Annotated in this window: 27 protein-coding genes and 1 pseudogene; 8 read left to right on the top strand and 20 right to left on the bottom strand. The window is 65.2% G+C overall.

Going from position 1 to position 22,220, the window contains the following annotated elements; genetic code table 11:
* Positions 1 to 191 (top strand): hypothetical protein (locus IG65_RS39445; protein WP_030518588.1); only part of this gene is annotated, 191 nt, incomplete at its 5' end.
* Between the two features lie 371 nt (positions 192 to 562).
* Here the strand turns inward: IG65_RS39445 and IG65_RS0131455 are convergent.
* On the bottom strand, positions 563 to 817 hold the full coding sequence (locus IG65_RS0131455) for a MerR family transcriptional regulator (RefSeq protein WP_051757262.1): 255 nt from the start codon (positions 815 to 817) through the stop codon (positions 563 to 565).
* Between the two features lie 542 nt (positions 818 to 1,359).
* Here IG65_RS0131455 and IG65_RS0131450 point away from each other — a divergent pair.
* Positions 1,360 to 1,563 (top strand): cold-shock protein, encoded by a 204-nt coding sequence (locus tag IG65_RS0131450; RefSeq protein ID WP_030518586.1) that lies wholly within the window; start codon positions 1,360 to 1,362, stop codon positions 1,561 to 1,563.
* A gap of 404 nt (positions 1,564 to 1,967) precedes the next feature.
* On the opposite strand, the gene IG65_RS0131445 is transcribed toward IG65_RS0131450, so the two are convergent.
* From IG65_RS0131445 to IG65_RS38735, 4 genes are all read right to left on the bottom strand, one after another.
* The gene (locus IG65_RS0131445; RefSeq protein WP_030518585.1) at positions 1,968 to 2,201 is read right to left on the bottom strand and encodes a DUF6374 family protein; all 234 of its coding nucleotides are present in this window, start codon (positions 2,199 to 2,201) and stop codon (positions 1,968 to 1,970) included.
* 258 nt (positions 2,202 to 2,459) lie between these two features.
* On the bottom strand, positions 2,460 to 5,063 hold the full coding sequence (locus tag IG65_RS0131440) for a S8 family peptidase (RefSeq protein ID WP_030518584.1): 2,604 nt from the start codon (positions 5,061 to 5,063) through the stop codon (positions 2,460 to 2,462).
* A complete protein-coding gene (locus IG65_RS0131435; protein WP_030518583.1) occupies positions 5,060 to 6,016 on the bottom strand; it encodes an AAA family ATPase in 957 nt (318 codons plus the stop codon). The genes IG65_RS0131440 and IG65_RS0131435 overlap by 4 nt, the downstream gene beginning before the upstream one ends.
* Positions 6,017 to 6,091: 75 nt before the next feature.
* A complete protein-coding gene (locus IG65_RS38735; protein WP_197039988.1) occupies positions 6,092 to 6,328 on the bottom strand; it encodes a hypothetical protein in 237 nt (78 codons plus the stop codon).
* Between IG65_RS38735 and IG65_RS0131425 the strand changes: the two genes are divergently transcribed.
* On the top strand, positions 6,329 to 6,661 hold the full coding sequence (locus tag IG65_RS0131425) for a hypothetical protein (protein ID WP_156055875.1): 333 nt from the start codon (positions 6,329 to 6,331) through the stop codon (positions 6,659 to 6,661). It begins immediately after the preceding gene.
* Between the two features lie 43 nt (positions 6,662 to 6,704).
* On the opposite strand, the gene IG65_RS0131420 is transcribed toward IG65_RS0131425, so the two are convergent.
* The 10 genes and pseudogenes from IG65_RS0131420 to IG65_RS0131375 all read right to left on the bottom strand — a co-directional run bounded on the left by IG65_RS0131420 (position 6,705) and on the right by IG65_RS0131375 (position 16,353).
* The gene (locus IG65_RS0131420; RefSeq protein ID WP_030518580.1) at positions 6,705 to 7,115 is read right to left on the bottom strand and encodes an arsenate reductase ArsC; all 411 of its coding nucleotides are present in this window, start codon (positions 7,113 to 7,115) and stop codon (positions 6,705 to 6,707) included.
* A gap of 16 nt (positions 7,116 to 7,131) precedes the next feature.
* The gene (locus tag IG65_RS0131415) at positions 7,132 to 7,497 is read right to left on the bottom strand and encodes a low molecular weight phosphatase family protein (protein WP_231509556.1); all 366 of its coding nucleotides are present in this window, start codon (positions 7,495 to 7,497) and stop codon (positions 7,132 to 7,134) included.
* Positions 7,498 to 7,565: 68 nt separating this feature from the next.
* Positions 7,566 to 8,540: pseudogene (arsB, locus tag IG65_RS0131410) on the bottom strand (ACR3 family arsenite efflux transporter); the annotation flags it as partial.
* Positions 8,537 to 8,908, bottom strand: coding sequence for a helix-turn-helix transcriptional regulator (locus tag IG65_RS0131405; protein ID WP_030518577.1), 372 nt, complete (start codon positions 8,906 to 8,908; stop codon positions 8,537 to 8,539). The pseudogene arsB and the gene IG65_RS0131405, both read right to left, overlap by 4 nt.
* A 321-nt stretch (positions 8,909 to 9,229) precedes the next feature.
* The gene (locus IG65_RS0131400; protein WP_051757261.1) at positions 9,230 to 10,045 is read right to left on the bottom strand and encodes an alpha/beta fold hydrolase; all 816 of its coding nucleotides are present in this window, start codon (positions 10,043 to 10,045) and stop codon (positions 9,230 to 9,232) included.
* 37 nt (positions 10,046 to 10,082) lie between these two features.
* Entirely contained in the window at positions 10,083 to 11,642 is a 1,560-nt protein-coding gene (locus IG65_RS0131395) for an AMP-binding protein (protein WP_030518575.1), read from the bottom strand.
* Positions 11,643 to 11,652: 10 nt separating this feature from the next.
* A complete protein-coding gene (locus IG65_RS0131390; RefSeq protein WP_030518574.1) occupies positions 11,653 to 12,585 on the bottom strand; it encodes a nitronate monooxygenase family protein in 933 nt (310 codons plus the stop codon).
* 47 nt (positions 12,586 to 12,632) lie between these two features.
* A complete protein-coding gene (locus IG65_RS0131385; protein ID WP_030518573.1) occupies positions 12,633 to 13,682 on the bottom strand; it encodes an NAD(P)/FAD-dependent oxidoreductase in 1,050 nt (349 codons plus the stop codon).
* Positions 13,679 to 15,004 carry an MFS transporter gene (locus IG65_RS0131380; RefSeq protein ID WP_081879894.1) on the bottom strand — a complete coding sequence of 442 codons (1,326 nt, stop codon included), beginning with the start codon at positions 15,002 to 15,004 and terminating at the stop codon, positions 13,679 to 13,681. The genes IG65_RS0131385 and IG65_RS0131380 overlap by 4 nt, the downstream gene beginning before the upstream one ends.
* Positions 15,005 to 15,015: 11 nt before the next feature.
* Complete coding sequence (locus IG65_RS0131375; protein ID WP_030518571.1) at positions 15,016 to 16,353, bottom strand: NAD(P)-binding domain-containing protein; 1,338 nt, start codon at positions 16,351 to 16,353, stop codon at positions 15,016 to 15,018.
* Positions 16,354 to 16,453: 100 nt separating this feature from the next.
* Here IG65_RS0131375 and IG65_RS0131370 point away from each other — a divergent pair, with 100 nt between their 5' ends.
* Positions 16,454 to 17,293, top strand: coding sequence for a metalloregulator ArsR/SmtB family transcription factor (locus IG65_RS0131370; protein WP_030518570.1), 840 nt, complete (start codon positions 16,454 to 16,456; stop codon positions 17,291 to 17,293).
* A 253-nt stretch (positions 17,294 to 17,546) separates the two neighbouring features.
* Here IG65_RS0131370 and IG65_RS0131365 read toward each other — a convergent pair whose 3' ends face one another.
* The 3 genes from IG65_RS0131365 to IG65_RS0131360 form a co-directional block, all read right to left on the bottom strand.
* Positions 17,547 to 17,993 (bottom strand): hypothetical protein, encoded by a 447-nt coding sequence (locus tag IG65_RS0131365; protein WP_030518569.1) that lies wholly within the window; start codon positions 17,991 to 17,993, stop codon positions 17,547 to 17,549.
* On the bottom strand, positions 17,921 to 18,181 hold the full coding sequence (locus IG65_RS38150; protein WP_156055874.1) for an NAD(P)-binding protein: 261 nt from the start codon (positions 18,179 to 18,181) through the stop codon (positions 17,921 to 17,923). Before IG65_RS38150 ends, IG65_RS0131365 begins: the two co-directional genes overlap by 73 nt.
* Positions 18,182 to 18,247: 66 nt before the next feature.
* Positions 18,248 to 18,766 (bottom strand): ArsI/CadI family heavy metal resistance metalloenzyme, encoded by a 519-nt coding sequence (locus tag IG65_RS0131360; protein ID WP_036526284.1) that lies wholly within the window; start codon positions 18,764 to 18,766, stop codon positions 18,248 to 18,250.
* 96 nt (positions 18,767 to 18,862) lie between these two features.
* Between IG65_RS0131360 and IG65_RS0131355 the strand changes: the two genes are divergently transcribed.
* A complete protein-coding gene (locus IG65_RS0131355; RefSeq protein WP_030518567.1) occupies positions 18,863 to 19,222 on the top strand; it encodes an Rv2640c family ArsR-like transcriptional regulator in 360 nt (119 codons plus the stop codon).
* Between the two features lie 182 nt (positions 19,223 to 19,404).
* Positions 19,405 to 19,716, top strand: coding sequence for a hypothetical protein (locus tag IG65_RS0131350; RefSeq protein WP_156055873.1), 312 nt, complete (start codon positions 19,405 to 19,407; stop codon positions 19,714 to 19,716).
* A 10-nt stretch (positions 19,717 to 19,726) separates the two neighbouring features.
* Here IG65_RS0131350 and IG65_RS35335 read toward each other — a convergent pair whose 3' ends face one another.
* Positions 19,727 to 20,122 carry a hypothetical protein gene (locus IG65_RS35335; RefSeq protein ID WP_036526277.1) on the bottom strand — a complete coding sequence of 132 codons (396 nt, stop codon included), beginning with the start codon at positions 20,120 to 20,122 and terminating at the stop codon, positions 19,727 to 19,729.
* Between the two features lie 135 nt (positions 20,123 to 20,257).
* Here IG65_RS35335 and IG65_RS0131340 point away from each other — a divergent pair, with 135 nt between their 5' ends.
* Positions 20,258 to 20,602 carry an HIT family protein gene (locus tag IG65_RS0131340; protein ID WP_030518565.1) on the top strand — a complete coding sequence of 115 codons (345 nt, stop codon included), beginning with the start codon at positions 20,258 to 20,260 and terminating at the stop codon, positions 20,600 to 20,602.
* Positions 20,603 to 20,793: 191 nt separating this feature from the next.
* Entirely contained in the window at positions 20,794 to 21,459 is a 666-nt protein-coding gene (locus IG65_RS0131335) for a class I SAM-dependent methyltransferase (RefSeq protein ID WP_197039989.1), read from the top strand.
* A 165-nt stretch (positions 21,460 to 21,624) separates the two neighbouring features.
* Here IG65_RS0131335 and IG65_RS0131330 read toward each other — a convergent pair whose 3' ends face one another.
* Positions 21,625 to 22,059, bottom strand: a complete 435-nt coding sequence (locus IG65_RS0131330; protein ID WP_051757264.1) for a DinB family protein — start codon at positions 22,057 to 22,059, stop codon at positions 21,625 to 21,627.
* Between the last annotated feature and the right edge of the window lie 161 nt (positions 22,060 to 22,220).

Below are 22,220 nucleotides of genomic sequence, written 5' to 3'. Positions count from 1 at the left end.
AGCAGGACTCGCTGGAGAAGGTTCGGGTCACCCGATTTGCCCTCGCGCTCGCCAAGTGCCCCGAATGCGACGCCGTATGGCCTGTGGACGGCCCGAAGTTGAGTGTGAACTTCGTGCAGTTCCAGCTCTTCCTGGATCTGCTGGGTGAGACCGAGATGACTGTCCCCTACGAAGTCTTGGGGATGCTCTAGCCGACATCCAGTCACGCGCGTAGGGCCATGATGACGGGTTACCGCCGCACCCTGAATCAGGGAACCGAACCGGCGCTGCGGCTGCGTCGATGCCGCGGTCTTCTGGTCCTGTCCTACGGGGACTAGCCGAAACGCCGCCAGGTGATACCTGGCGGCGTTGGTGTTGGTGAGCCGACGTCCAACATGCGCCTCTCGGCGAGTGGTCGCTCGAAGCGACGAATGGAGTGCGGCCCGGGGCTGTCCGGACGCCGACAGCGCATACAACCTGGCAGACCGGCGAACTATTCCACCGGCTGCAGGCCGCCCATCCTGTCGACCTGGGCTGCACTCCCGGCGCCACAGCCGGGACCGTGCTGTCAGGTCAGCCGGGGTCAGTCTTGTTGGGTGAGTTTGGCGTTCAGTTCGAGAGCTTCGGTGAGCTGATCTTCGAGGATGATGATCCGGCACGCCGCCTCGAGCGGGGTGCCGTGGTCGACGAGTTCGCGGGCGCGAGCGGCGATACGCAGCTGGTAGCGCGAGTAACGGCGGTGCCCGCCGGCAGAGCGTTGCGGGGTGATCAGTTTCGCCTCGTCCAGGCTGCGCAGAAACGCTTGGGTAGTGCCGAGCATGTCCGCGGCCCGGCCCATCGTGTAGGCGGGGTAGTCGTCATCGTCGAACTTCTCGTTCGCGGTGGGTGATTCAGAAATCGTGCGGCCTCCATACGCCGAAGCGCCCCGGTGTCATGGGACACCGGGGCGCTGAAAGGGGGGAATGTACTTTCGTCTTCCGACATGTAACCGAAGCGTCGGAGATCACACGGACCAAATGTGCTTCCGAGTGACCCGACGGGCAACTCCTCCCTTCTCCTCACGGGGTTACTTCTTTCCGTTGCACTTCATTTCTTGCCCGGCGGGCGGCGAGACCGTCGTAGTTGCTGGTCCCGCAATCGCGCCCGCCGTCTTTCCTCTCACGGGCAGTTCATCTTCTCCCGTGCCATCTGGACACTTTCTTTGCTTCCGACAACATAGAAGCTACCGCACCATTCGATGAATGTCTACTGTCTCCGCTACAGATTTTTGGGTCCGCCTCGCGGGCATCGCGCTGGTTCACGGGGTGTGGCATGGTGGAGGGTGGGTACGGGTTGTTGCAGTGATCGCCCCGGCTCGCAACAGGAAGTTACGAAAAGTACATGTCACAAGGCACCGTGAAGTGGTTCAACGGCGAAAAGGGCTTCGGGTTCATCGCCCAGGATGAGGGCGGCCCCGACGTTTTCGTCCACTACTCCGAGATTTCCGGCTCCGGCTTCAAGTCCCTGGATGAGGGCCAGCGAGTCGAGTTCGAGGTCGGTCAAGGCCAGAAGGGCCCCCAGGCCCAGAGCGTCCGCGCGATCTAGAGCCGACAAAGAGTGAAGCCCGCACCGATGGTGCGGGCTTTCCTGCTTTCCGGACCCAGTACCGGCGGCTCACGCTGGGCGGATCTGACCGGCGCGGGCCGTATCGACTCGGGTAGGTGGCTGTTGACCGGCAGGTTTCAGGTCAGGGCACGGTCCTGCGGAGCAGTGTTCGCGTGTGGTCTGGGTGTCGTGCCGTGCGCGGTGGCCGTTGGATAGCCACCGCGCACGCCGAGCGAGCTGTGGTCGGCCGAACGTGCGCGCCAGCAGATTTGACATTCGAGCTTGAGTCCACCGGTCCGCCACGGCGGCGCGCTGCTCGCTGGTCATATCCCGTGGAGTGCTCATGCGAGATAGGACGGCACCACGAGCGGATTGGTTGCACCGCAACGGCAGCCGCACCCCGTTCAGCGCGCCGGCCGTTTCGCTCCCCGGTAGTCGATACACGCGGCGCCGGGCGGGCCGGCATCGGCGGGCTCGGTCTCCTCGCGGTAGATCCGCAAGCCTTCGCCGATCTTCCGTGCAGCATGTTCGAGCTGTTCGGGCGGCAGATACTTCGCGAACGCGGCGGCGTCGAGTAGCTGGGCTCTGACCTGCTCGAGGTTCGTCCGCGCCCATTCCAGACGTGTTTGTTCGGGCATGCTCAGCAGACTACTCGATATCGAACATACTTTCGATATCGGTCGGTCTCAGTTGGGGATTATCGGCGGCCAGAACGTGTCGGAAGCTACTGATTGAGGTTCGCCGCGAGGTCGCGGCGTTCGGTGACGATCTGCTCGAGTTCAGCGGAGGCCGAGGATTTCGGCTAGCAGCACCGTACGACATGGGCCGAGAACGGTGTGGACGCACATCCGCCCCGCGAGGAAGACTGGGGTGGCGCTGCGATGCAGTTCGATCGGTCAGAAGCGCACTCGCGCTGGCGCCTGCGCTCTGGCTTGTGCCTGAAGTCTCGTACGGATCTCGTGGTGGATCGTTGTTGAAGTGGTGGCTGCGGTTTCCACGGAAACAACCAAGCCATAGCGAATCGCGTCATCCTTGCGCAGGTTCTTTGCGTCGTTCATACACTCCACGTGAACCGGCAGGGACGAATCCCGACCGATCACCATCGCTTTCGCGCCGTCGATGACCTCATGTTGGCAGCTTCCGCGGCGCACGGCCCTGTAGTCGGCCTGGGCACGGGCTCCCATCGCTGCATTGAGCTCGATATCGGTGTATATCTTCGCACCGCGGTAACGGCTGAGGTGGCCTTCGGTCGGCGCCATGTAGGCGAGAGTGACTGTCAGCCTGCGCCATTGGGCCTGCGCATGAAGTGATTGTGGGAGCGGAATGCGGTGAGTATGGCGTTGATCGCGGCCGATCGAGCCTGCTGCTACAAGCACCGCTCGGTTTGTCGCCGCGAGACCCAGACGTGCCGGGTCCAAAGGCCCGTACCCGAGAAGGGTCGTCAGTTCCTTTCGCGCGTTTTGCGCGCTGAGGTTGAGGATTCGGCGCAGCTCACTCGCAAGGCGGTCCCAGTTTCCGGTATGGACAAGCAGTGCTTTCACCAGGACAGGATGATATTGCGGATCGGGGAACGGAAGGTCGCCGAGTTCTGTCGGCCCGCTTTCGAGCACGTCGAACAGCCGGCTGGCCTCTCTGCTGACCAGGGCGGTCGCATTGCTTGTTCCATGGGTGAACATCGTCGCATCGGTCGCACCGAACCGCCCCGGCGCGGCGACGAGGTTGCCGGGCCCCATTTGTTCGGTAGGAGCCAAGGGCACATCGATGTCACCGTCGCCGTGGGACCCGGTTGGCGGCCGAACATAGAGGGCCCGGCCTCCGGCGTGATAGATCTCGGGCTTGATCGAGCGCCCTACCCCGGGACCTACTCCTCCATACAAGGCGGGCATCCCGGGATCGACGATGTCTACAACGGTGTCGGGTATTGGAATGTCGCCTGCGGCGTCGGCGTGTGTGGCGCCGACGGTCAAGCAATTGAGTGCGTCGCCGGGAGGCAGTATTCCCCGGTACCTGGCAGTTTGCCGAGCGGCGCGTAGCGCTTCATCGCGCATGTCTCGTTCGTTCTCGAAACATGTCGCGGGGACGGTGATTGGCATCGCGGGGTGGTTACCAGCGCTGACGATGAACAGTACGTTGTACTTCACCGCGAGCCAATCCAGCAATCGCCCGACGGGGCTGATGCGACGAACAAGGGCACGGGAGCTGGACCCGATCGACAAATTGACGATTCGGACGCTGGGGGCGGTGGCTGGTTGGCTGCCCTCTCCGTCGTACATGCGCCGTATCGCACGGTGCACCAGATCGGGAAAGAGCGCCTTCGCTAGGACCTGCTCTCTCCCGAAGTCGTTGGGCTGCATGATCGGGCGAACATATAATGGCCGATCCAGAGCTGGGCCAGGGTTGGACAGGTCTCCATGGATGATGAGCGAGGCCATGTGGGTGCCGTGGCGGCGGCTCATAACCCCGTAGCCAGAAGCGAGATTGTCGGGATCATCGACGCCCAGCCGACCAGCCAAAACATCATGGTTGACGAACGGAAGCCCGTCGAGTAGGGCGATACGCGGCTTGCCTTCAACTCGGCCGCCTGCGGGTGCGCCAGGAAGATTCGGCGTCCGCAGAGGTTCGATTGTCGGGTCGGACACGCTCATCGGAGTGTACGGGCTGACGAACATGATCTCTTCAGCGGAGAGGAGCTGAATTGTGCCGGCACCCTCGCGGACGACTGATTGGACTTGCTGGATGGAAATCGTCGCGAGTATCGCGTGGTAGCCGATCTGAGGGATCTGCGAGGTGGAGACAACTGTGCCGTTCGCTGCCTCGATGAGCTGCTCGACGTGAGCCTGCGCGGCAGCGCGCTGCTCGCCGTTGTGTCGGAACCACAGTTCGATCTCCACGGCAGCGGGGCTATAGGACTGGCCGGCAAGCTCCAGCCGCTGTTCCCAATCGTCGATGAGGCCGGTGTCGCGAATCCGGTCGGACACATCCCATCGTCGGACCGACCGTAGCTGCTCGAACGCGGATTTGAACTTCCCAAGGCCATGGTCGAACTTTGCCTGCGGGTTGCGTGTCCATCGCTCGAATAAACTCAGCAGCTGCCCGACTGCTGCTGCATTGGACATGACCAGATACAGCGAATGGGGCACCCGGCCGTCGTCGCCTTCGACGAAAAAGTCCTCGTCCGGGTCAGTGTCCTCGTCCAGGTACTCGGCAAGGAACTCGAGCCCCTCGACCTTTGCGACCGCGTTCTGAAAGTCTTTGACGCTGCCTGCGAGGTCGAAGACGACGACGAGCTCCGGATCCAGTTCCTTGACTGGCCCGTCCGACAAGCGAGCCCGCTGACCGTCGAACGCTTCCGCGAGCGCGTTGAACTGGGGCGACAACCGGTCGCCTTGGCGCTGGGCTCCAGGCTTTTTCAGCCGCAGCCCCGGATTGGGGGATCCTGTCGAGCGAGGACCGACCTCAGGAACCGGTAATGCCAGCAGTGGACGATGATCCGTGGTCACTCCGCCGCCTGATTTCGGCGGTGTTCGAGTCTTTCTTGGACGATCCGGCGCAGGTCAGTGTCGGGTAGCTCCAAGATTGCGCGCCGTCGCACATCGAGAGCGAACTCTTCCAGCTCGGCGAAGCTCGCTCCGGCGAGCTTGTCAGCGATGGTCCGTGGCGCAAAGCCGAGGTCGCCGCCGAGTCTCGCGGCCAGCGCCTCGAGATATTTCGTTGCCTGTGCGCGACTCGGGCAGCGAAGTTCGGCGCGCACCTGGAATCGCCGCCACGCTGCGCGGTCCAGCAATTCCCCATGGTTAGTGGCCCCGATCAAGATGACGTGGGGTGGCAAGTGGTCGACCTGAAGCAACAGTGTAGAGACCACACGTTTGATCTCGCCGGTTTCGTGCTCGTCGGATCGTTCCTTGGCGATTGTGTCGAGTTCGTCGAAGAACAGGACGCAGCGGCGGGTGCGCACGAATTCGAAGGCGCTGTCGAGCCGCGCTGCTGTCTCGCCGAGGAAGCTGGAGACAACTCCCTCATACCGAATGACGTAGAACGGCAACATCAATTCGGCGGCGATGGCTTCGGCCACACTGGTTTTGCCATTGCCCGGCGGCCCTGCGAGCAACAGGCGGTTACGCGGCTCGATCCCGTAACTTCGCAGCAGCTCAGCCCGCTTCTGCTCCTCGACCAACTCGTTCAGCACGCGTCGAGTGGCCGGTTCGAGTTCGAGTTCGATAAGGCGCCGCTGTGGAACGATCTCATGCACGAGATCACGGACCGAAGTTGCGTGATCGTCGCGAGGCTTGCTCTGTCCCGTAGTTGTAATCAACTCGGACAGGCGGTCGGCTAGCAAATGGTGCTGATTGGCTCGCTCCTCAGCAATCACAGCTTCGACCAACAACCGGAACCGGTCACGGTCACCGCGACGTTCAGCCTCTACCAAGTCCAGCAGAAGGTCGGAACGAGCCATCTCCCCACCGCCTCCCTAGACCAGTTGAATGAGTTTACCTGTCAACGACATCCGTCGAGCGTCAGCTGATGTTACTCAGGCGCGTTTTTCGTGTGCGGTCTGCGCTGTAGGAAGGGCGATGCAGCTCGCAGACTTCAGACGGCGCGAGATTTTTGGCGTGCTGCGGTGTCCGGACCGGTCGTAGACGGAAAGTTCGGCGCTGGGTGGGGCGGTGGCCAGTTCGTACGCGGTGTCCACGGGACAGCTCAGGTCCAAGTGGCCGTGTACCAGGACGCCGGGGATATCGGCCAGGGCGCCGGCGTTGGCGCTCACTTGGTCGTCATCCTGCTGCGGATCCGACATCTGCCCGACAGCCCACCCGCGTCGGTGATCACACATCGACGTGTCAGTGCAGAGTGTAATAGCGCCGGTATGGGCGAAGAGTTCGTGGTGGGCGATCGCATCGAGTGGTGGCGCGACATCGACGGCCGCCCCGTCGCGCCCGGCGACCCCGAGGCGAAGAAGTACAGCGGTACGGTCGAGAGCGTGCATCGGCGTCCGAGCGATGACAGCCCGATCATCGCGTACCTCGTTTCCTGCCGGGACGGCGTCGCGGGTGCTGGTAGGGCGACATATCAGATCGTGTCGGATGGGTGGCTTTGTTGAAAGCCACTGGTTCTCCGGTTGCGTGGTCGGGCAGCCGGGAGGGTCAGGCTGGGGATGGCAGTAGTTCGGCGATGAGTTTTTCGACGCGGCTGCGGATTTCGTCGCGGATGGGTCGGACGGCGTCGACGCCGAGGCCGGCGGGGTCGTCGAGTTTCCAGTCGCGGTAGTCGACGCCGGGGAAGTAGGGGCAGTTGTCGCCGCAGCCCATGGTGATGACGATGTCGCTGGTCTGGACGGTGTCGGGGGTGAGGACTTTCGGGGTTTGGGCGGTGATGTCGATACCGATTTCGGCCATGGCTTCGATGGCGGCGGGATTGATCGCCTCGGCGGGTTCGGTTCCGGCGGAGCGGACGTCGATGCGGTCGCCGGCGAGGTGGGTAAGGAAGCCTTGGGCCATTTGTGAGCGTCCGGCGTTGTGGACGCACACGAATAGGACGCTGGGGGTGGATGCCATGTCGAGGGATGGCCTTTCAGGAGACGGGTGAGCTGGTGAGCTCGGCGTGCAGGGCGTTGACGCGGGTGGCGAGGTCGTCGCGGATCAGGCGCATCCGCTCGATGCCGTCGATGCCGCGTTGGGATGGTTCGTCGGTGTCCCACACCAGCATTCGCGGCCCGGGTGGCGGGTCGAGGTGGGCTTGGCGGCCGATTACCACGATCACGTCCACGTCGGCGGCGAGGGCGGGGTCGATGGGTTTGGGGTGCTCGCCATAGACATCGATCCCGGCCTCGGTGAGGGTCTGTACCGAGAGCGCGTTGAGGGCTTCGCCGGGCTGGGTGCCGGCCGAGTGCACCTGGATCTCGTCATGGGCGCGGTGGCGCATGAGCGCGGCGGCCATCTGTGATTTGCCGCTGTTTTTCACGCACACGAACAACACGGACGGCGTCGCGCTCACCGAGTCACCTCGAGGGCTTGGCCGGAGGTGGCGCCGTAGGTGGCGATCGCGACGGCGATGGCGAGTTCGAAGTTGTTGCCCGCGGCGGTGAACGCGAGGGTGGTGGTGCGTTCGTAGCCGAGACCGGCGAGGCGTCCGTAGAGGTAGCCGCCGCCCCACATGATCGCGAAATAGGCGAGCAGCGGGACAGCGATCCGCACGACATCCCATGGATGTGAGGTGATTTGGTGGCCTTGCAGGGCGAACAGGATCACGATCGTGAACAGCAACCCGTACAGCGCCCAGGGCCCGATCCGTGGGATCAGTTTCGACTCGTACCAGTCCCGGCCGCGCGCCTTTTCGCCGAGGCGGCGGGTGAGGAATCCGGCGACCAGTGGGATGCCGAGGAAGATCAGCACCGATTTCGCGATCTGCCACGGCGAGGTGTCGATGGTGGTTTGTTCCAGTCCGAGCCATCCGGGCAGGACCGAGAGGTAGAACCAGCCGAGGACGGCGAACATGACGACCTGGAAGATCGAGTTCAAGGCGACGAGCACGGCGGCGGCTTCGCGGTCGCCGCACGCGAGGTCGTTCCAAATGATCACCATGGCAATGCATCTCGCGAGGCCGACGATGATCAGCCCGGTGCGGTACTCGGGCAGATCCGGTAGCAGCAGCCACGCGAGGGCGAACATGAGCGCCGGCCCGATCAGCCAGTTCAGGATCAGCGAGCCGATGAGCAGGCGGCGGTCGCCCGTGACCGAATCGAGGCGGTCGTAGCGGACCTTGGCGAGTACCGGATACATCATGACCAGCAGTCCGATCGCGATCGGCAGGCTGATCCCGTCGACCTCGACCGCAGAGAGTCCGTCGCCGAGGCCGGGGATCAGGCGCCCGAGCAGCAGACCGGCGGCCATGGCGACACCGATCCACACCGGCAGGAACCGGTCCAGTGTCGACAACTTCCCCACCACCGCGGGGTGGGTGTCGTGTTCGGTGGTCGTCACGCGAACACCTCCATTCCCGCGTGGCGGCTCAGCACCAGCGACAGCCGCTCCAAGGCCTGCGGAACGACGCGGTAGTAGACCCAGGAGGCGCGGCGTTCGCTGGTGACCAGCCCGGCCTCGCGCAGCACCTTCAGGTGGTGCGAGATCGTCGGCTGGGTGACGTCCAGGCCGTCGGAGACGTCGCACACGCACGCTTCCCCACCGTCGCGGGCGGCGATCGCCGAGAGCACGCGCAACCGCACCGGGTCGGCGAGGGCTTTGAATATCACCGCCAGCTCGGTTGCTTCCGCACCGGTCAGCGCGTGCCCCACCGTGGGGGTGGGCGCGCAGCCGGCCGGCGCGGCCAGCGCTACCTCTGGTTTAGACATACCTCGATATTGACTGTTGTCGATACCATTGGGCAAGCGAACAGCCGGTGAACATGCTCACCTGGGCCAATGGGCTGAGGTGACAGGTGCCTGTACTTCGGACGGGGAGCACCTCGACCGGAAACTCGACGACCTCGTGATCGCCGCGCCGGTGGCGGATTCAGGCGGGAGACCGACGCTGCTGGGCAGAGTGGACGGTGTGTGTCCGATCCATGACGGAATCCGCTCTCGCGCCGGAGAGTTCAGAACTGTTACCGGCTCGTGTGTGGGGGTGGCCGGCCGCCGAGCCGGGATTTCGATGCGTGGTGTGAAATGTCTGGGCTACTCGGCGTGGAGGAATGTGCGTAACGATTGCGCGAGGAGTTGGTGGTCGACGTGATGACCTTGCCCGTGCAGGGTTTCACGCGTGAGGTTGGGCAGGGCATCGGCGAGCAGGTCGGCGCCGGCCAGGATGTAGGGGGCGCTGGTGGTGCCGACTATGAGTTTCGTGGGGGTGGTGACCTCGCTGTATTGGTCGACCGTTGGCGCAAGGCTGGCGAGGACCTGCATTGTCGGGACGAGTGTGGGTGCGTGGGCGATCTTGGACAGCCAGAGTGGGTCCTCGCGGATCGTGGCTAGTTCGGTATCGGACAGTCCGCCGCTGCCTGGTGTGGCGTCCAGCAGTAGTTGTTCGTAGAGTCCTGCGGTGATGGCCTTTTCGATCAGTGCGGGGTCCGGTATCGGATAGGTGACCGGCAGGGGCGGCTCGTAGAGAGCGAGCGCTGGGATCAGATCGGGTGCGGCGAGTGCGGTTTCCAGAGCCAGCACTGCACCGAAGGAATAGCCGAACAACGCACCGATCGGCCCGACGGCGTCGCAGATGGTCAGGATGTCGTCGATTTCGTGGGTGATGTGTGGCGGAGACTGGCCCCATTGGCTGGTCCCGTGACCTCGCAGATTCACGGTCACGACTTCGAACTCGCCAGCGAGGTGATCGGCGAGCGGTGCCAAGCTCAGGGCGCTGCCCAGGCCGCCGTGCAGGCACACGATGACCGGTCCACTTCCGCGGGCCAGATAGCTGATCATGGTTCCATCGGTTGAGTGGACACGGCCGCCGCGTACGAGGTTTTCGTGGCGGGCCGGCGTGGTGAGGGGCATGTCGGGTTCTCCCTGGGATCGCGGTGGCGTGGAGTGGTCAGTGCACTTGGCGGGCTTGGCCGTCCCAATGGCGTTGGCGCAGAGTCTTTTTGTCGACTTTTCCGGACGGGTTGAGTGGCAGGTCGGTGACGAGTTCGATGGATTTAGGTGCCCATACGCTGCCTTTGGCGTCGCGGACGAGCTGGATGATTTCGTCTGCGGTGACCGGGTTTTCGGAGTCGGTGACGATGTAGGCGTGGACGGCTTCGCCCCATTTCGGGTCGGGTATGCCGATGACCGCGCTGTGCCGCACGGCGGGGTGGGTGTCGAGGACGTCTTCGATCTGGCGGGGGAAGACGTTGAAGCCGCCGGTGATGATCATGTCTTTTTTGCGGTCGACGATGAACAGGAAACCGTCGTGGTCGAGGTAGCCGATGTCTCCGGTGCGTACCCACCCGTCGTGGATGGTGTCGGTGTTCAGTGCGGGGTCGAGGTAGCCGGTCATCTGCCCGGCTTGGCGCACCCAGATCTCGCCGGGCTGCCCGGTCGGCATCGGGTGGTCGGTGTCGTCGCGGATGTCGAGGTCGACGTGATACATCGGGCGCCCTGCTGAGGCCAGCCGTGCCCGCTGAGCGGGTGTTTCGGTTTGGTGATCGTGTTTGCGTAGGCAGCTGATGTAGCCGGGCTCGGTGCCGGCATATGCCTGGGCGAAGATCGGCCCGAATACCCGTAGCGCGTGGTCGAGTTCGGAGGGGGCCATGGGGGATCCGGCGTAGATGATCGTGCGCAGCGAGGACAGGTCGTAGTCGGTGAGATCGGTGCGCGCCAGCAGCAGATAGATGATCGTCGGGACCACGGCAGTGGCGGTGACTTTGTGAGTGCTGACCGCGGTGAGCAAGGTGTCGATGTCGAGGCCGGGAAGGATCAGGTTGGTGCCGCCGCGCATCAGGGTGGGCATGATGAAGGTCTGGGTGAAATGGGTCAGCGGGGCACCGTGGGCGAACACCTCGCCGGGGCGGGTGTCCCCGATTTCCAGGCCCGCGGTGACGCTGTAGTGCAGCCATGTGGCGTGGCTTTGCAGCACACCTTTCGGGATGCCGGTGGTGCCGGAGGTGAAGCCGATGAACGCCAGATCGCTGTCCTCGATCTGTAGGCGCGGCGCCGCGGAATCGGCCTCCTCGAACACTGCGGTGTAGTCGAGGATGTCGTCGCCGCTCGGTCGGGATCCGAGCCGAATGACCGTGTCGAGGGCTGGGCAGTCGTCACGAATGCCGGTCAGGGCGGTGTCGAAGCTGTCGTGGTGGATCAGGGTGGTCGCGGCAGCCGAGCCCAGGAAGTAGCGGAAGTCCGATGCCGATGCGCGGGCGGGCATTTGGGTGACCACCCCGCCGGCACCCCAGATCCCGTAGATGGTAGGGATGTATTCCAGGCAGTTGGGCATGAGCACACCGACACGGTCTCCGGGGCGCAGTCCGGCAGCGAGCAGGCCGTTGCTGACTCGGTTGGTCGCGGCGGCGAGTTCGGTATAGGTCAGTGATCGGTCGCCGTCGATGAGAGCGGTGCGGTCGCGATGATCGGCGGTGACGCGCTGCATCAGCCTCGGCAGTGTTCCCCACATGGTCACTCCTTCAGTGGGTTTGGATCGGTGGTGTCGCAGTCCTGACGCCCGCCTCGCGGGCCGCGTGATACTGCTGGGCAAGCTGCGCGACGAGAGCGGCGGTGGACTGTTCACCTGTCACCGCGCTCACGCTGTGCCCGGCGCTCCACACGTTCTTGTGGGCGAACAAGCGTCGTTGGTGGTAGCTGCCGGTGGTGTCGGGCTCGATGTCATGGGCGGCGAGCCATTCGCGCAGGAAGTTCGCGGGCAGCCCGCTCGGGCCCGAGGTGGTGACGATGTCGTCGAGGGTCGCGCCGATGAGCGCGGCCTTGAATTCCGGTGCGGCGAGGCTTTCGTGGGTGGTGATGAACGAGGTGCCCAGATATCCCAGGTCGGCGCCGAGAACCTGTGCCGCCCACAGTGCCCGGCCGTCGGCGATCCCACCGGCCACGGCGATCGGGCCGTCGAATCGGGCACGGACAGCGGGCACGAACGCCAGCGGGCTCGCGGTGCCGGTCTGGCCACCGGCGCCGCTGCACAGCAGCACGAGCCCGTCGACACCGGCGTCGACCGCGCGCTGGACGTGGCGCAGGCTGGACACATCGGCGAAGACCAGTGCGCCCGCGTCGTGGAGGCGGTCGAGTACCGGCACCGGGGATCCGACGCTGGTGATGACGATCGGTACCCGATGCTCGATCAGCACATCCAGGTCCGCGTCGAGCCGGTCGTTGCTTCGGTGCACGATCAGATTCACCGCCAACGGCGCCGAGCCCGCAGTGGCAGCCCGCGTGATGGCGCCGAGCCAGGAGTGCAGCTCGGGCGTCGAGGCGGCATTGTGGGCGGGAAAAGCTCCCACGACACCGGCCCGGCAGGCCGCGATCACCAGCTCGGGTCCGGACACATCGGTCATCGGCGCCGCGATGACCGGTAGCGCAAGAGAATTCAGCAAGTCGGGGACAGTCATCGGCGGTTCCTCGGTTCGGTCGATCCACGAACGCGCGCTCGGGCGGGTCACGGCAGGCGTTTGGCGACGTAGGTGGCGTCGCGGCCGACACCGCGCAGCGACGCCGACGACAGCGAGCGCTGCCATTCCAGCCCCACGAACCCCAGGCCGGGATGGGTGGTGGACAGACCGCGCCGCTGGCGCGGGTGACCGGTGTCGTCGAGCGCGCCCAGCGGCGCCAGATAATCGAGGTCGGGCAGATAGCCGGTCGCCAGCACCACCGCGTCGACGTGCTCACGACTGCCATCGGCCCACACGACATCGTGGCCGTCCACGCGCGTGAACATCGGGCGGCGATCCGGACGGGCGGCAGTGATCGCGGCCCGGTAGCGGCCGGTGTCGAACACCGGTGCCGTGGGCGGGCGTCGCAGCCATGGTCCGACCGGCGCGGTGTCGATCCCGGATATCGTGAACCAGAAGTGCATGTCACGGCCCAGCGGGCGTTGCGGCACATAGTTGATCGGACGGCGGGTGGCGAGACTGACCTCGGCGACGTCGGCGAGTTCGACAGCGATCTGGATCGCGGAATTACCGGCACCGACGACCACGATCCGTTGTCCGGCAAAAGGACTCGGTTCCCGGTAGTCGCTGGCGTGCAGCACCTGCCCGCCGAAGCCGTCCAGGCCGGGAAGGGCGGGGCGGTGCGGGCGCGCGAATCCGCCGGTGGCCGCGATCACTCGCCGGGCCGGTAGCTCACCGCCGTCGTCGGTGGTGACGGTGAAACTGTCGCCGGTGCGGTGCACGCCGGTTGCCCGAGTGGCAGTGAGAATTTGCGCATCGAGTCCCTTGGCGTAGGCGCGCAGATAGTCGACCACTTCGTCGCGATGCGGGTAGTGCTCGGGGTCGCCGGGAAACGCCATCCCGGGCAGAGAGCTGTAGCGAGCCGGGCTGAACAGGGTCAGGCTGTCGTAGTAGTGCGGCCAGGACCCGACCGGCTCGGGACCGGCTTCGAGCACGATCGGTGCGAGCCCGCGCCGGCGCAACGCCCAGGCAGCCGCCAGGCCGGATTGCCCGCCGCCGATGACGACCGCGGAATGGAAAGGACTGTCGGTGTTCATCGCGATTGTTCCTTCTCAGATCTCGCGCCGACCGAGTCGGGCGCCGGGTGTGACGATCCGGACTCCACTATCGAAGCCCCAGGTGTGGTGGGTTGCGAATAGTGTTGTGGTGCCGGATGTTTCGGGATAGTGGCCGCTGACAAGGCGGCGCCGATGGCGGCGAGAATACCGAGGATGACGAAGGTTCTCGCATATCCGTGCAGCAGGTCTGCCATAGCGGTCGCGGCGAATGGTGCCAGCGCCATGGAAATGGTCAGCGGCGCCGACAGCAACGCGGTGAGGTGCCCGTAGTGGGACGCGCCCCACCGGTCGGTGATCGCTGTGGCTTGCAGCAAGGTGAACACGCCTCGCGCCATCCCGGCCAGGATCGCGGCGCCGATCAGCGCAGCCGTCGTGGTCAAGATACCGAGCAGCGCGGTGGTCGCCGCGACTCCGGCCACGATCACTACTGTGCGGGCGCGCACGCTGGTACGCGCGGCGAAGCGGGTATAGCCGATGCGACTGGCGACCTGCCCGGCACCGCCGAGGCCCAGTGCCACCGCTGCGGTTCCGGTACCGACGCCGCGTTCGGTCATCAACCCCACCATGGTGACCACCACGGCGAACGAGGCAAGCGCGGCGATCGCCAACGACACCGCCAGCACGAGAAATTCCCGACTGCGCGCCACCGAGCCCGGCGCGGCGAGATACGCGTGTCCGGGCTCGGGGGCCGGTCGCGGCGGCCACGGCAGCCGCAATCCGAGCCAGTGACCGGGAACGGTCACCACCGCCAGGATCGCCGCCAGCACCACGTAGGTGCCCCGCCATCCCAGGTGCGCCGACAGCGCAGCGGTCAGCGGCGCGAACACGGTGCTGGCCAGACCGGCTGCCAACGTCACAACCGTCAACGCGCGCACCGGGTGCGGGCCGTGCCAGCGGGTCAGTGCGGCGAACGCTGGCGGGTAGAGCACCGCACCCATCGCGACACCGATCAACATCCACCCCGCCGCGAACCACACCAGGCTCTGGGCTGTCGCCACGATCACCACTGCGGCGACCGCGAGCAGCGAGCCCGCGCCCATCACCGTGCGAGGTCCGTGCCGGTCGAGATACCGGCCGACGGGGATACCGACCAGCGCCGACAACAGTTGCGCTCCCGAGAAAACGGCGGTCAACACGGTGGCCGACCAGCCGGTCGAGGCGCGCATGTCATCGAGCAGGACCGGGAAGGCGTAAAACAGCACACCCCAGCTGGTGATCTCGGTGACACACAGCACCACCAGCACCCGCCCCACCCCCGCTCGGGCGGAACCAACTGCGGTCGACGTCGACACGGTATGCATCGCTCCGGGTCTCACCGCACCGGCGTCGGCGATAGCGTCAGATCCTGCACCGCTGCAGGGGTCGCGCAGCATCCACCGGCGGAGTCCTCGGCGGGAACGTCGAACAGTCCCGACCCGCCGCACACGCCGGTCTCGGGCAACCTCAATTCCACCCGCTCAGCAGCCTCGTGGTCTCCGGCCAAGAACGCCGCGATCGACCGGACCTGCTCGTAACCGGTCATAGCCAGAAACGTCGGGGCCCGCCCGTAGCTCTTCATCCCAGCTACGAACACTCCCGGTTCCGGATGCGAGAGTTCCTTCACCCCATGGGGATAGACCGTCCCACACGAGTGCATATTCGGATCGATCAACGGCGCCAACGCAACCGGTGCCTGTAAAGTCGAATCCAGACCGAGCCGGATCTCCGACAGCCACGACAGATCCGGGCGGAAACCGGTCGAGACCACCACTTCGTCCACCTCGGTGATCGGATCGCCGACAGTAGGAACCAGTGCCATGCGCCCGTCCTCGGTGTGGTTCACTGCCTCGGTACGGAACCCGTTGACCACGCGGACGTTCCCGTCCTGCACCGCTGCTCGGGCCCGCAACCCCAACGCGCCGCGCGCGGGTAGCTCATCGGCGTCACCGCCACCGAAGACCGACCCGGCCTCCCCGCGTCGCAACAACCAAGTGATGCGAGTGGATGGGTGCTCGGCCGCGAGGGCGGCCAGACCGGCCAACGCGGTCAGCGCCGAATGCCCACTGCCCGCGACCACTACATGCTTATCCACATACCGGGCGGCAACCGCAGGATCGGCGAGGTCGGGAACCCGATAGGAAATCTGCTGCGCGGCAGCGTGTTCCCCGATCGCAGGCAACCCGTCGCCGCCGAGCGGGTTCGGTGAGGTCCACGTCCCGGACGCATCGATGACCGCACGAGCAGCGAGCCGATACTCCATCCCGTCTGCGGTACGGACATGCACCGTCAGCGGTTCAACCTCGCGCCCGGCGTCGACAACCCGGTCACGTCCGCGTCGTGCAACGCCAACGACCTCGCTGTCGAGCCGGACCCGCTCACCGAGGGCATCGGCGAGCGGGCGCAGATAGTGCTCGAACCAATCGTGGCCGGTCGGATAACCATCGGGATCGGGATGAGACCAGCCTCGCGGCTCCAGCAGTCGCGCTGCTGCGGGAGTCACCAACTCCGCCCATCGTGAGAACAAGCGCACATGCTGCCACTGAGTCACCGCCGCACCGGCATGGGCGCCACGCTCGACGACCAGGACCGGTACCTCACGACCTGCCAGTTCAGCCGCTGCGGCCAACCCGATCGGCCCCGCCCCGACGACAACGACAGGTAGCTCATTCATCCCCACACCTCATTCATCGATCATCTTCGATTAATGGAGGCGACTCTATCGACCGGCATCGATGAAAGCAACCATCGATCCAGATCGATATAATGAGGTCATGCCCATCGCGTTACCCCTCGCCCAGGTCCTGCCCCAAGACGAGGCCACGACCTACGCCGAATGGTTCGCCTGCCTCGCCGAACCTGTGCGAGTGCGGCTGCTGCACGCGATCGCGACCACCCCCAAGGGCCTCACCGTCGGCGCACTGACCGAGGTCTTGGGCACCAGTCAATCCACCACCTCGCACCACCTGCGAAAACTCGCCGAGATCGGATTCGTCCACCTGCGCAGAGAAGGCACCACCACCATCGTCACCATCAACGAAGCCTGCTGCGCCGGGCTACCCCACGCCGCCGACGCCGTCATGGGACTGCTCGCCCCACGGCCCTGCTGCCCCTCCGACATCCCCGCCAACGTCACCGTGCGAGCCATGAAGCCCGGCGACTGGGACGCGGTCCGACGCATTTACCGCGAGGGCATTGCCACAGGGGTCGCCACCTTCGACACCGAGGTGCCAAGCCGTGAAACTCTCGACAACGAGTGGCTGCCGAACCATCGCTGGATCGCCGAGATCGACGACACCATCGTTGGCTGGACCGCCGCCAGCCCGATATCGACCCGCGACCAGTACTCGGGCATCGCAGCGACCGAGGTCTACGTCGCCGAGGGCCACCGCGGCCGTGGCGTAGGTAAAGCGCTGCTGTTCAAACAGGTCATCGCCGCAGACGAAGACGACCTGTGGACTCTGCAGACCTCGATACTCACCGAAAACCGCGCCGCACTCGCCCTACATCACAGCGCCGGCTACCGCACCGTCGGCATCCGCGAACGCATCGCCCAACGCGACGGCATCTGGCACGACACCGTCCTACTCGAACGCCGCTCACCCATTCGATAGGGGCAACCACCGACACGGCACCACGCCGTCGAGAAGCGCAAAATAGTGACGCGATCACTCGCAACGCCTACCGACACGGCCGCGCCAGCCCGTCATGCCGCGGCTGCGCACTGGCGGATCCTCGACACAGCATTCCGCAAGTCATAACCGCCGCTTCAAGGCCCACTGCCACTATCGCCGGACCCTGCACGAACCCCGAAACCACCCCACCACCCCTGGCGGATATTCAGCATAGTTCGCTGGGTTGGTTCGATCAGTCCCGCGGAGACCGGTTCTCACTGGTAGAGCGGTGGCGACGGGTGAGTTCGGCGGCGTAGGTGTCGCCCCTGGCGTCGGCGAGTTTGCCCCCACCGGATCGCCGTGGTGACCGAGAGGCCGAGAAGGTCGGCCAGCACCTTGGCGGGCAGGGCGGCGGCGTGCTCGGCCAGTGCGGGGCTGCGTCCGGGGCGGCTGGGCCCGCCGATGCGGCGTAGCCGCGCGCAGTCAGTTCGGTCGGGTGGATGGCGCTGCCGGGCAGACCGCCCGGGAACAGCCACCGATTGTGGTCGTCGTGATGGCCGAGCGCGGCCATGCTGCGGCGGGTGAGGACCAGCTCGACCAGCAGCCCGTCGAGCGGGCTAGCGACGATCAGGGGTTGACGGCCGAGCCGCAGCTGCACGCTGTCGTCGGTGTGGGTGACGTCGGCGGTGGTGAGGCGCACGATCCGGGCGACGGTCTGGCTGTAGAGCAGGATGAGCAGGCCTGCGACCCGGTCGCAGGTGGTGAGGCTGTCGTCTCGGGACCGGCCTCGAGCTCGGCGACGGCGTGGCTGCGCCGCGACAGATATTGGGCGGCGGCGAGTCCGGACTGGCCGCCGCCGACGACGAGAGCGTCGTATTTACTTGTCACAAGCGTTCTTTCGTTGTCGATGATGCTGCGCGGCCGCGCCGACGACAGCGGCCGCGCCCCGATTCCTCAGCTGCAGCAGGACGCGCCCGAGGCGATGGCCTTCTCCTTGGCCTCGCTGCCGCAGCAAGCCCCCTCGGCGGCGGCTTCGGCGTCGGTGCCGCAGCACGCCTGCACCGCCTCGGCATCACCGCCGGCGAATTGCGGTGCGGTGCCGAAGTTCTCGGTGTCGGCGAGCACGGTGTAGACCTCCCAGCGCTCCCCGTGCGGGCCGGTCACCCACACCTTGTCCTGGGTGGCGAAACAACACGTGGTCGCGATCTGCTCCTCGGTGAACAATCCAGCCTCCGACAGGCGGGCGATCTCGCCGTGGACCTGCTCGGAGGTCTCGACCTCGACACCGAGATGGTTGATCGTGCCGCCGGAACCGGTGTTCTCGAGCAGCACCAGCTTCAGGGGCGGCTCGGCGATGGCGAAGTTGGCGTAGCCGGGCTTGCGCTTGGCCGGGGTGGTGTTGAACAACGTCGAGTAGAACGCGATCGCCTGCTCGAGGTCGTCGACATTCAGGGCGAGTTGGACGCGGGACATCAGAACCTCCATAGTGAGACATATGTCGAAGAAGTGGACGAGACCGAGTCTGCCACCTTTTCGACATATGTCAATATTGCAGCTAGGATCGGTTCCATGCCCAAGACGTTGCCCGTGATCGACATGTCCGCGCCGGTGTGCTGTGCGCCGGTAGCCGCAGGCCCGGTCGACGACACCGCCGCGCTGGAGGTGGCCCTGCGACTCAAGGCCCTCGCCGACCCGGTCCGGGTGAAACTGATGTCCCTGCTCCTGGCCAGCCCCGAGACCGGCGAGAACAGCGGCGACCTCGCCGCAGCAGTGAACTTGGCCGAATCGACGGTCAGCCACCACCTCGGCCAGCTCCGCAAAGCCGGACTCGTCGACTCCCGGCGCACCGGAATGAACATGGTCCACCACGCCAAACGCGACGCCCTGTCGGCGCTGTGCATCGTGCTGGATCCCAACTGCTGCCGCTGACATTCAGTGGTTAGACCTGTTGTAGCGCAACCTGTTTAGGCTCGAATCCTTGCAGGTCGGATCATGCCGCACTCGTCGTGCGTATGCAGGGTCTCACGATAGCGTCCGGGCGACCGGCTGTTGGCGTGGCGCAGGTCCGCTCGCGCGAAAGGGCCGACTGTCCGAGGTTGTCGAAGGGTAGCGTGAGTTTGATGATCCGCGATGCGAACCCGAGCTTCGAAGCGCAGGTGAAAGTCGAGTTCGATTGGCAGGAAGCCGAAACCGACCACGGCGCAACCTTGGTTGCCGGGATCGATGGCGTGCTGCATGCGACGATCACGCCCAAGGGAGACGGATGGTTCGATGTTGTTGTCGGGCGCGCGCATTACGGACTCAACCTGATGACGATGTGCTCCGACCTCGATAAGGGCAAGGACCAGGCCGCCCGAATGGCACGCCAGCTGCTCGCCGAAATGTGCGCCGTAGCCAACGAAGTCCGCGACGAACAGAAGTGATCCGACCCGCTCAGCAGGGGTCGAAGGTCTTCGCGTGCGCGCGGCGCCGCCGCCCGGCCTCGAGATCTGCGACCGGAGCTTTTGTCTCTGCAGCGTTCTTCTCGAGCGTGAGGAGCTGGATCACCGATGCGTAGAGCTCTAGCTGGATTTCGAGGTCGGCGCAGTGCGCGAGTAGCTCGGCGTGTTTGGTTTTCAGTTTCTCGTAGTCGTTGGGTTCGGTCGCCGCGGCGGCTGTCTGGGCGGCTTTGACGCGGGCTTGGAACAGTTCTTTCAGGTCGGTGTGCTGGTGGGTGAGTCGCCACCGTTCCAGCCCGGCCTCGACGGCGAGCTGGGAGATGCTGAGTCGGCCGGTGGATCGCAAGGGTTTGCCGGCGAGGAGGCGGTCCATGGCGGCGAGGAGATTCATCTGGCTAGGGCGGCGTCGTCTCTCGGTGAATTCCGACGTCGTTGGGTGGCTTCGGGCTCGTCTCGTATCGGTGGAATGTGACGTCGCCCTGCTCAGCGTGTCGCAGTGGCAATGTCCGGCCGTAGGGTTGCAGGAGTGACGGAGCCGGATTGGTATTGCGATGAGGTCATACCCGGGCTGATCAAGGTTGCCGTTGTCCGCGAGACCGAGCAGGTGTTGGCGTTCCGCCCCCCGATTCAGGGGTTCGGGACCGATCACGTGATCGTGGTCCCGAAGCGTCATGTTCGGTCATTGCTGGAGTTGGAACCAGGATTGGGGGCTGACTTGCTGCAGGTGGTGCAGGAGGTCGCCCAGGGTGTCGTCGATGCGCATGGTGGTTGCCAGGTTCTGACCACGCTCGGCGATGAACAGCACAACAGGCACCTTCACGTGCATGTCGCCGCGGGAGAAGGGTTGGCGCGGTTCATCTCTCGCCGATAGCGTGGGACGCTGGCTCTGGCGATTTCGCCGGGGCGCTTGCTAGGCGAACCGGCCACACCACAGTCACAAAATTGCACCACGAAACCTGCAGCGTAGCAGCGCAATCACTTCATCACGGCGTCTATACCAACCGCTGCGAGTGAAATGAGGGCCGTTCCGCTCGAGCTCGTGGGTAGTGTTCGACCGTGGGAATGGGATTGAACGCTGATGGCTGGCTGGATGACACGCAGAGGTCCTACGACGCCGTTGCGGCTACCTATGCAGACCTCACTCGTCACCTTCTGGATGAGACGCCTGAGGAGCGCTCAGCCTTGGCGTTGTTCGCCGAGAGGGTGTGTGCCCAGGGCGGGGGGTTGGTTGCGGATGTGGGTTGCGGCGCGGGGCGGATCACCGCTCATCTGCGTCATTTGGATGTCGACGCATTCGGAATCGACCTGTCGCCCCAGATGGTCGAAGTCGCCCGCCGCGATCACCCCGGTCTCCGGTTCGAAGTCGGTTCCATGACGAACCTCGCCCTCGCGGACGCCTCGATAGCCGGCCTGGTCGCGTGGTATTCGCTGATCCACATCCCCGATGACGAGCTCGGTTCCGTCTTCGACCACTTCCAGCGAGTGCTTCGCCCAGGCGGACCGCTGTTACTCGGTTTCCACGTCGGAGACGAGTCGGTCTTGAAGACCCACGGCTACGGCGGGCACCCCGTGCATCTCTATGTCCATCGTCGCGAGCACAGCCGAATGCGCGCATGCCTCGACGACGCCGGCTTCGTCGTCGAGGCATGCAAGACTCTGACCTCAGCCGAGAGTCCCCTCGGCGGGATCATTCTCGCGCGCCGCAAGATCGCCGACCCCGAAAACTGAGCCGCTACCGGATACCCAGGCGAGTCGACATTGCCCGTGTGCGCGGCAACTGTTACAGAACCGGCCTGCGCAAACATGTTGCCGCCGAGGGTGTCTCGTGAAGGGTCGTTGGTGAGACAGCGACCATTGCGGGAGATCCGGTTGGGTGGCCGGGCTGTAGGTACGTCATCTTCGGGCCTCGATCTGTTCGCGCAGGATGTCTCCGTGGCCGGCGTGCCGTGCGAATTCGGCGGTCATGGACACATAGATCCAGCGCAGGCTGACGGTGGCTCCCGTGTGTGGATGCTCGCAGGTGTCGCCTAGGGGGATCGGCGCGGCGACGGATCTGGCTCGGGCGCTGGCGCGTTCAAACTCCGCGATCACCTCGATCACGGTCTCGTCCTCGCCCACCTCGAACCCTCCGTGTGTCCACAGCGGGCCGTCGCAGGCGTCGTCGGTGAGTTGTCCGAGCGTGCGTTGGAACCACATCCGCTCGGCGAACGTGGCGTGTTTGATCAGGGATATCGGGGTTGTCAGCGAAGGGACGAGCCTGCTCCTGGCATCGGTTTCGGACAGGCCGCGCACGGTGTCGATGAGATCGGTGCGTGCCTTGTCGAGCATGGTCTCGAGCAGTACTCGTTCGGTGTCGGTGGTGTGGATTGAAGCGGGCACGGCAGACGGATCCTTCCTCGGCCGGTCCGGCACACGCCAGACAGACCGATCTGCTGGTGGTGGTTCGGAAACGGTTCGCCGGAAGAACTGGCGCCGGGAATCCTGACTCG

The organism is Nocardia sp. NRRL WC-3656 (genome assembly GCF_000720265.1).
Lineage (GTDB): Bacteria > Actinomycetota > Actinomycetes > Mycobacteriales > Mycobacteriaceae > Nocardia > Nocardia nova.
The sequence above is the reverse complement of the archived record's forward strand: the minus strand, read 5'-3'. Positions and strand labels throughout refer to the sequence as shown.

Coding starts and splice junctions, on each gene's coding strand:
- IG65_RS0131455 (WP_051757262.1), bottom strand. CDS start 817: ATGGGCCGGGCCGCGGACATGCTCGGCACTACCCAAGCGTTTCTGCGC.
- IG65_RS0131450 (WP_030518586.1), top strand. CDS start 1,360: ATGTCACAAGGCACCGTGAAGTGGTTCAACGGCGAAAAGGGCTTCGGG.
- IG65_RS0131445 (WP_030518585.1), bottom strand. CDS start 2,201: ATGCCCGAACAAACACGTCTGGAATGGGCGCGGACGAACCTCGAGCAG.
- IG65_RS0131435 (WP_030518583.1), bottom strand. CDS start 6,016: ATGGCTCGTTCCGACCTTCTGCTGGACTTGGTAGAGGCTGAACGTCGC.
- IG65_RS0131420 (WP_030518580.1), bottom strand. CDS start 7,115: ATGGCATCCACCCCCAGCGTCCTATTCGTGTGCGTCCACAACGCCGGA.
- IG65_RS0131415 (WP_231509556.1), bottom strand. CDS start 7,497: ATGGCCGCCGCGCTCATGCGCCACCGCGCCCATGACGAGATCCAGGTG.
- IG65_RS0131405 (WP_030518577.1), bottom strand. CDS start 8,908: ATGTCTAAACCAGAGGTAGCGCTGGCCGCGCCGGCCGGCTGCGCGCCC.
- IG65_RS0131400 (WP_051757261.1), bottom strand. CDS start 10,045: ATGCCCCTCACCACGCCGGCCCGCCACGAAAACCTCGTACGCGGCGGC.
- IG65_RS0131395 (WP_030518575.1), bottom strand. CDS start 11,642: ATGTGGGGAACACTGCCGAGGCTGATGCAGCGCGTCACCGCCGATCAT.
- IG65_RS0131390 (WP_030518574.1), bottom strand. CDS start 12,585: ATGACTGTCCCCGACTTGCTGAATTCTCTTGCGCTACCGGTCATCGCG.
- IG65_RS0131385 (WP_030518573.1), bottom strand. CDS start 13,682: ATGAACACCGACAGTCCTTTCCATTCCGCGGTCGTCATCGGCGGCGGG.
- IG65_RS0131380 (WP_081879894.1), bottom strand. CDS start 15,004: ATGCATACCGTGTCGACGTCGACCGCAGTTGGTTCCGCCCGAGCGGGG.
- IG65_RS0131375 (WP_030518571.1), bottom strand. CDS start 16,353: ATGAATGAGCTACCTGTCGTTGTCGTCGGGGCGGGGCCGATCGGGTTG.
- IG65_RS0131370 (WP_030518570.1), top strand. CDS start 16,454: ATGCCCATCGCGTTACCCCTCGCCCAGGTCCTGCCCCAAGACGAGGCC.
- IG65_RS0131360 (WP_036526284.1), bottom strand. CDS start 18,766: ATGTCCCGCGTCCAACTCGCCCTGAATGTCGACGACCTCGAGCAGGCG.
- IG65_RS0131355 (WP_030518567.1), top strand. CDS start 18,863: ATGCCCAAGACGTTGCCCGTGATCGACATGTCCGCGCCGGTGTGCTGT.
- IG65_RS35335 (WP_036526277.1), bottom strand. CDS start 20,122: ATGAATCTCCTCGCCGCCATGGACCGCCTCCTCGCCGGCAAACCCTTG.
- IG65_RS0131335 (WP_197039989.1), top strand. CDS start 20,794: ATGGGATTGAACGCTGATGGCTGGCTGGATGACACGCAGAGGTCCTAC.
- IG65_RS0131330 (WP_051757264.1), bottom strand. CDS start 22,059: ATGCTCGACAAGGCACGCACCGATCTCATCGACACCGTGCGCGGCCTG.